The organism is Natrinema versiforme JCM 10478 (assembly GCF_000337195.1).
GTDB lineage: Archaea > Halobacteriota > Halobacteria > Halobacteriales > Natrialbaceae > Natrinema > Natrinema versiforme.
The window spans coordinates 224903-231109 of the sequence record NZ_AOID01000026.1; the positions used below are offsets into that span (position 1 = coordinate 224903).

The 6207-nt window shown below is 61.8% G+C and carries 9 protein-coding genes and 1 tRNA gene; 3 read left to right on the forward strand and 7 right to left on the reverse strand.

What is annotated here, in order from left to right:
* Nucleotides 1–36: 36 nt before the first annotated feature.
* From ftsZ to C489_RS08850, 3 genes are all read right to left on the reverse strand, one after another.
* Entirely contained in the window at nucleotides 37–1224 is a 1188-nt protein-coding gene (ftsZ, locus tag C489_RS08840; RefSeq protein ID WP_006430871.1) for a cell division protein FtsZ, read from the reverse strand.
* 2 nt (nucleotides 1225–1226) lie between these two features.
* The gene (locus tag C489_RS08845; protein WP_006430872.1) at nucleotides 1227–1406 is read right to left on the reverse strand and encodes a ribbon-helix-helix domain-containing protein; all 180 of its coding nucleotides are present in this window, start codon (nucleotides 1404–1406) and stop codon (nucleotides 1227–1229) included.
* Between the two features lie 194 nt (nucleotides 1407–1600).
* The gene (locus tag C489_RS08850) at nucleotides 1601–2230 is read right to left on the reverse strand and encodes a double zinc ribbon domain-containing protein (RefSeq protein ID WP_006430873.1); all 630 of its coding nucleotides are present in this window, start codon (nucleotides 2228–2230) and stop codon (nucleotides 1601–1603) included.
* Nucleotides 2231–2358: 128 nt separating this feature from the next.
* Here C489_RS08850 and C489_RS08855 point away from each other — a divergent pair.
* The 3 genes from C489_RS08855 (at nucleotide 2359) to C489_RS08865 (ending at nucleotide 3807) form a co-directional block, all read left to right on the forward strand.
* A tRNA-Tyr gene (locus tag C489_RS08855) sits at nucleotides 2359–2432 on the forward strand.
* Nucleotides 2433–2702: 270 nt separating this feature from the next.
* Nucleotides 2703–3134, forward strand: coding sequence for an SWIM zinc finger family protein (locus tag C489_RS08860; RefSeq protein ID WP_006430874.1), 432 nt, complete (start codon nucleotides 2703–2705; stop codon nucleotides 3132–3134).
* Between the two features lie 130 nt (nucleotides 3135–3264).
* Nucleotides 3265–3807, forward strand: a complete 543-nt coding sequence (locus tag C489_RS08865; protein WP_006430875.1) for a ribbon-helix-helix domain-containing protein — start codon at nucleotides 3265–3267, stop codon at nucleotides 3805–3807.
* A 75-nt stretch (nucleotides 3808–3882) separates the two neighbouring features.
* Here C489_RS08865 and C489_RS08870 read toward each other — a convergent pair whose 3' ends face one another.
* From C489_RS08870 to C489_RS08885, 4 genes are all read right to left on the reverse strand, one after another.
* On the reverse strand, nucleotides 3883–4113 hold the full coding sequence (locus C489_RS08870) for a hypothetical protein (protein ID WP_152423131.1): 231 nt from the start codon (nucleotides 4111–4113) through the stop codon (nucleotides 3883–3885).
* Entirely contained in the window at nucleotides 4110–4757 is a 648-nt protein-coding gene (locus C489_RS08875; RefSeq protein WP_006430877.1) for a hypothetical protein, read from the reverse strand. The genes C489_RS08870 and C489_RS08875 overlap by 4 nt, the downstream gene beginning before the upstream one ends.
* A gap of 2 nt (nucleotides 4758–4759) precedes the next feature.
* Complete coding sequence (locus tag C489_RS08880) at nucleotides 4760–5713, reverse strand: hypothetical protein (protein ID WP_006430878.1); 954 nt, start codon at nucleotides 5711–5713, stop codon at nucleotides 4760–4762.
* 17 nt (nucleotides 5714–5730) lie between these two features.
* On the reverse strand, nucleotides 5731–6207 hold a 477-nt coding region (locus tag C489_RS08885), incomplete at its 5' end, for a hypothetical protein (protein ID WP_239642044.1).

Genomic DNA, 6207 nt, shown 5'->3' on the forward strand with positions numbered 1-6207 from the left:
GGTGGTGTGTCCGTGCCGCGGTCGGTCGATCGTCGATTACCGGATGACGTCGACGCCGTTCTGTTGTTCGACTTCCTCGCGGCCGCCGTCGCTCTGTGCGCCGAAGCCGGAGCCGCCGGTTTCGACGTTCTTGCTCGCGTCGAAGTCGGCCTCGCTCACGCCCTCGATGCTCTGACGGGACTTGTCGGCCTGCTTCTGGGTCGTCGGGCCGAGCACCTGCGCGCTCTGGACGCCGGTCATGATCGCCATGACCCGCACCTTGCCCTTGTAGCTCTCCTGGATCCGCGCGCCCCAGATGACGTTCGCCGAGGCCTCGAGGCGCTCGGTGATGTTGTCGGCGATGCCCTCGGCCTCTTTGAGCGTGAGGTCGGGGCCGCCGGTGATGTGGACGAGTCCGCCGCTCGCGCCGCGATAGTCAACATCGAGCAGCGGGTGGTTCATTGCGTCCTTGACGACCTCGTCGGTCTTGTTCTTGTCTTGGGTCTCGCCGACGAGCATCACCGCGACGCCGCCCTGATTCATGATCGTGGACATGTCCGCGTAGTCCAGATTGATCAGGGACGGTTGGGTGATCGTCTCCGAGATCCCCTTGACGGTCTCGGCGATGATCTGGTCCATCACCGAGAACGCCTTCCCGATCGGCAGATTCGGGACGTAATCGAGCAGTCGGTTGTTGTCCAACACGATGATCGAGTCGGCCTGCTCGCGCAGCTTCTCGAGGCCCTCCTCGGCTTTCACCGTACGGGCGCGCTCGACGTTAAACGGCGTCGAGACCATCCCGACGACGATCGCACCCTGCTCCTTGGCGATCTTCGAGACGATGGGGGCGGCACCCGTGCCGGTGCCACCGCCCATCCCTGCGGTCACGAAGACGAGGTCCGCGTCGCCGAGGACCTCCTTGATCGTGCCCTGGGCCATCTCGGTCGCGCGCTCGCCCATCGACGGGTCGCCGCCGGCACCGAGCCCGTTCGTGAGCGACTTGCCGACCAAGATCTTCGTGTCGGCCTCGATCATCTTGAGGTGTTGCTTGTCGGTGTTGATCGCGACGGTGTCGGCACCGTCGACGCCGATGTTATACAGCCGGTTGATGGTGTTGTTGCCGGCACCGCCACAACCGACGATGACGATTCGAGGTTCCCCGAACTCGTCGTCGTCCATCGAGGCGTCCATCTCCCGGGCCTCTTCCTCCGCGTTCTCTAAGGCGTCTTGAACGATATCCTGCATCGTTACACCTTGGCCCAGTTGCGTTTGCCGGACTGTTCGCTGGGTCCGTCACCTTGTTCGTTGATCATCTCGCGGACGGCCGACCGGATCGCCTCGCTCCGGTTCGGGAACTCGCCCGAATCGACCAATTGCTCTACCTCTTCGATCTGCTGTTTCGGGATTCGCAGTGTCACACGCTCCATGGTTGTATTCCCTGTTGGGTAAGACGGTGGCGCGCCCCTGTCAGACACGGCGTGTCTTACGTGGTAACCGCCCGACATCGGGCGATTTCCCGCCTTGTCGACGGGTGTAAGACAATCCGTCTTACGCGAATAATTGGATGTCCGGCTTGAATAATAAAACTTTCGGCGAGGTGACTTTCCGTGTCTTACACTGGTCAGTACTGATGAGTATCGGACTCGAGGACGTCCGCCGCGGGCGTCCGACGGCCACAGCCCGGACAGAACGACCAGTCCGATCGAACCTCGTCACCACACTCACAGAACAGCCGTTGGGAGGCCTTTTCACCGCAGTTCGGACAGTAGACGTGGTCGCCCTCGAGGTGGTCACCACACTGGTTACAGGTCACGGCTGCCTCGTCGGATTGTGTGTCCGACTGTGCCTGCGTCCGACTCGGTTGGTGAGTCCCGTCGGTCGTCTCACGTGTGCGCTCGCGTTCGATTTCCACTGCCTCGTCAGACGTAGCCGTCGCTCCCTCGAGTGCAATCGAGATAGAGATCTCCTGTGGATCGGACGGGTTTGAATCACGCGCACGCGTGCCGGCGCGCTCGAGGCCGAGCTCGCGCAACCGCGTCGCGAGTCGCTCGTCGACCCGTTCCCGAACCAGTTCGTCGATGGCACCCGCTCCGCCACGTTCCGTCTCCGACCGCCCGGTATCGCTCCGGGCCGACTCGTCGCCCTCGAGATACGAGCGCAGCGCTTCTCGCATCGCTTCGCTCTTGGAGGCCTCGAGCCCCTCGAGTTGCTCGACGAGGTCGTCGTCGGCGCGGAACGTGATCTTGCTCATAGACGCGTTGTCCCTCTCTTCTCACGCCTCCCATATCAATCATGCTGCCGTTCGTGGCTCGTGACAGGTCCGCGCCCGTTCCGAATAATAACCCTTATGTGCATTACGGCGGCTACGTTTGAGTGCGCCCGCCCTTAGCTCAGACTGGTAGAGCAGTCGACTGTAGATCGACTTGCCCCCCGTTCAAATCGGGGAGGGCGGACTCTCTTTCCCGTCGAAGTACAGCAGGCACCGAATAGCCCGCCGTCTTGCGATTTTACCCCTCTCGAGACGGCCGCAAATTCTGAGTGGAACAAGGATCTTGTTGGGGGTCCGCGCCTTCTGGCGAATCCCATAGCTGAGAGGTGGGTTGCGTGAGCCGGCACTGTCCGCACTGCGGCGGGCGTATGATGACCGAGACTACGGCCGGTGGTCTCCCTCGTCGCGTTTGTGAGAACGGCCCACATGATCTGCAGGAGGTGTCCCACGGCCGATGAGCGCCTTCCCAGAGCCGACCGACGGCGAGTCGATCGACTTCCTCGAGGAATGCGATGCAGACACCGAATCGTGGACTCGAGCGGATCCACGCGAGGCGTTGATCGAATCGTTCGGTCGGTTTGGCTACAAGGTCACGCTCAGAGACGGCGAGAGCGTCCACTACTGTGCGCTCGGCCTCGAGGACGGCGAGTACATCGGTCGATGCGACTGCAAGGGTTGGGAGTACCACGAGGGCCCGTGCGCTCATCTCTGCACGCTCCGCAAAGCCGACTTCCTCGAGCTGATCGACGTGGCGTCGATCGACGGGAGTCCCGACGACGAACACGAGATGTGCCATGCGACCAACGAAGCACTCGAGGGCGAGCCACACGACGGGGCGATCGAGAAGACACGACGCCACGAGCGGGAAGCGGAGGTGCGGCCATGACGCGCACGCACACCCGCGCGACAGCCGCCTCCGTAGGCATCCCCACCCCCCATGCATACGAACTGCGAAGCCCGACGCCGTCCCCGTATTCACGGGATATGCAAATCGGGGTGACTCGCTGATGGGTCGGATGGATCACGACCCCTCGAGCCGCGTCTCGTTCGGTTGTCCCGACAACCTGCTCGAGACGCTCGACGAGATCGCCGAGCGGGAGGACAAGAATCGGAGTGAGAAGCTTCGCGAGTTGGTCCAGAAGGAGGTCGAGGCGAAAGGGGATCTAAACGAACCCCAGCCGGTCCTTCCCGACGACGAACGGCTCGCCGAGGCGTACCGCATGCTCCACGAGCGAGCGTCGGCTCGCCACAAGAGCAAGCGCCGCGTGAAACTCGAGACCGCGAAGAACAAGCTCTACGACAACACCACACCGAAGAGTGCCGTCCTCGATGAGATCATCAAGCCCCTCGAGAGCGAGGGCTACGTCTCGGTGTGGGCGGGAAACCAACACGTCTGGGTGATCGTNAGTGCCGTCCTCGATGAGATCATCAAGCCCCTCGAGAGCGAGGGCTACGTCTCGGTGTGGGCGGGAAACCAACACGTCTGGGTGATCGTCCCACCGATGCGCTACACCGACGGTGAAGACATCGTCGACGCGGGAGAAAAAGCAGTCGCGTAACCCGATCCCTTCTTACCGTTCTGTTTCTAGATGACCGAAAACTCGTCCTTGAGGACCTGACTGGTTGGACACCGGTCAAGATTCGGTCGGCTTCTCCGCGTCGTGTTCCTCCGCGTTCTCGAGGGCAGCCTGCATCGCTTCATCGCGGTCCATCCCCGGCGGGGGCTGGTATGGGATCCTAGCGAACGTCGCCCGTCCGAACCCGCGCAGGCGCTCGGTAGCGTAGTACGTCGGGCAGCACGCGCCGGCGAGGAACGCGACGACGATCGCCGCGAGCAGGCCGACCGGGATGTCGAAGCCCATCATCCCATAGATACCCCGCGAAGAACGCTCAGCCCATTCGTCGGTCGCGACTCTTTAAAGACGAGAGTGACTTCGTCGGTGTTGTCGGTCGTAATCGTTTGGCTAACTGCCTCATACCAGACGTAATCAACGCCGGACTTGCCGCTATCCACAAGCAGGGCGAAATTGCTGTAGTCCGCCCGGAGTAGGTTGATCTCGAACCGTCCCTCGTCGTCGACTCTCCCTGCCGTGGGGAGTCCGTAGCGGCCTACCAACCACTCCGCATCGGTGATCGGCTCTCCCTTCTCGTCGACCACAACTCCCCGGATCGTGCGAAAGTACGCTCCGGGGATGTAAACGCCGATAGGACGGTATTGAGAGTCCGTCATAGCCGGTTTGCTCGTCGGTTCCCTCGTCGGGGTTCCCTCGGCCACCGGATCGAAGCCAGTCACGTCCTCTATCGCCACGTTGTCGGCTCCGGCTCGGTGGTGCGTATCGGTCGACGACATGAACGGATCCGCGTCGTCGATCTCCGCCATCCTCGAGGCAGTCGACCGGATCGGGGTACCGGCTCCCTCCGCGATCGCGGCGGGATACGTGGCTGCTGTGTACGTCGGAGTGCCCGCTCCGTCCTCGATCACCGTTGGTGGGGCCGTGAGGGTTGCCATGCTTATTCGTACCTGAGCGCCACGGAAACTGGCTGAGACTGCGATGCTCCCGACTGCTTGAAGACTCGATACGTCTCGGTGTCGTAGTCGAACGTGTCGCCGTGAGACCCTCCCTCAGAAACGTCGTTCTTGATCGCGGACTCGACGTAGGCGATCGGTGTCCCGCCAGCATCGTAGATCACCGGCCGTCGGAAGAAGAACGTGTCATCGTTGCTGTCCGGATTGATGAAACCCCACTGCGATTCGTCGAAGCCATCTCCGTAGTAGCAGTAGTCTCCGCCGTTGTCTCTCGAGTTGCCGTAGAACTGCCGCCACGACGATGCCGACAGGTAGGTGAAGTCGTAGTCAGTCCGATGGTTGAGCATCGTGTAGGCCGTCCACGGTTGATCCCCGGACGCCCAGAACTGGTCGGTCGTGTGCTCGAAGTTGAAGTATCCGGCTTTGCCGTAGCTCCCGTCGTTGGAGTCCCACGCCGCTATATTGAGGAAGTTCGCCGTGACTGATCCGAAGTAGTTGATCGTGTCGCCGTAGGACGACGACTCCGAGATCGGGCAACCGAACGGGGTCTCGTAGAAGTCGGTTCCCTCATACACGTCGTTAAACGACGCATGTCGATCGTTTCCGACACTTGAGGACCACGGGTCGCCCTCCGTGGTGTCGGTGTTCCCGGCCGGGATGTTGTCCGTGGTGTTCCAGTCGGTCGACAGACTGCACCGAATGCCGTCGATATATTCGTTCCCAGATTCGTAGCTGGAAGCGTAGAACAGTCCGACGAACATCCCGCTCGGGCCATGCTCGAGGACACGGCCGCGATCGGTGTAGTCGGAGTCGTTGCCGGGCGTGACGGTCGTCACGCCAGTATCTGCGTCGCTCCACTCCGAAAGAGCGAGAGCGGCCGATGCCACGTCGTCAATTAGATCTTTATACGTTCCGTTGGTTTCGTTGATAGTTGTCATTTTTTGTATTTCTCAGTTTATTTGTACGCTTTCAGCTTGACCGTCGTATCAGAGTCGCCCTCACTCTGTTTGGAGATCCATGCGGCAGAGGCCCCGAGGCCACCCTCTGGGCCCGCATTATACGGTGCGTCCCGGGGATCGAGCGGAATCTTCCGATAGTTGCCTTCCGAGCGGAACGCCACGTAAATCGGCTCGTCGAATCCCCAGACAGTGACCGAGGTCGCCGGGTATCCCCATTTGCAGCGGCTCTCTTCGGTTGACGTTACCGGACGTGGTTCTTCGGTGACGAAATACGCCGCCTCTTGCGTGTCCTCGGCCCCCGAGTCGATCGCCTCGAGGGCGTTCTCCCCGCGCTGCTCGAGCAGCAGCGCGAGTAGGAGCCGCTCGGTGTCGCTCTCGACGAGGTCCTCGCTCCAGGAGGAGGCACCGACGCCGTAGTCCTCGAGGACGCGCTCGATCGGACTGTCGGGCCCGATCGTCGACGAGCCCATCAC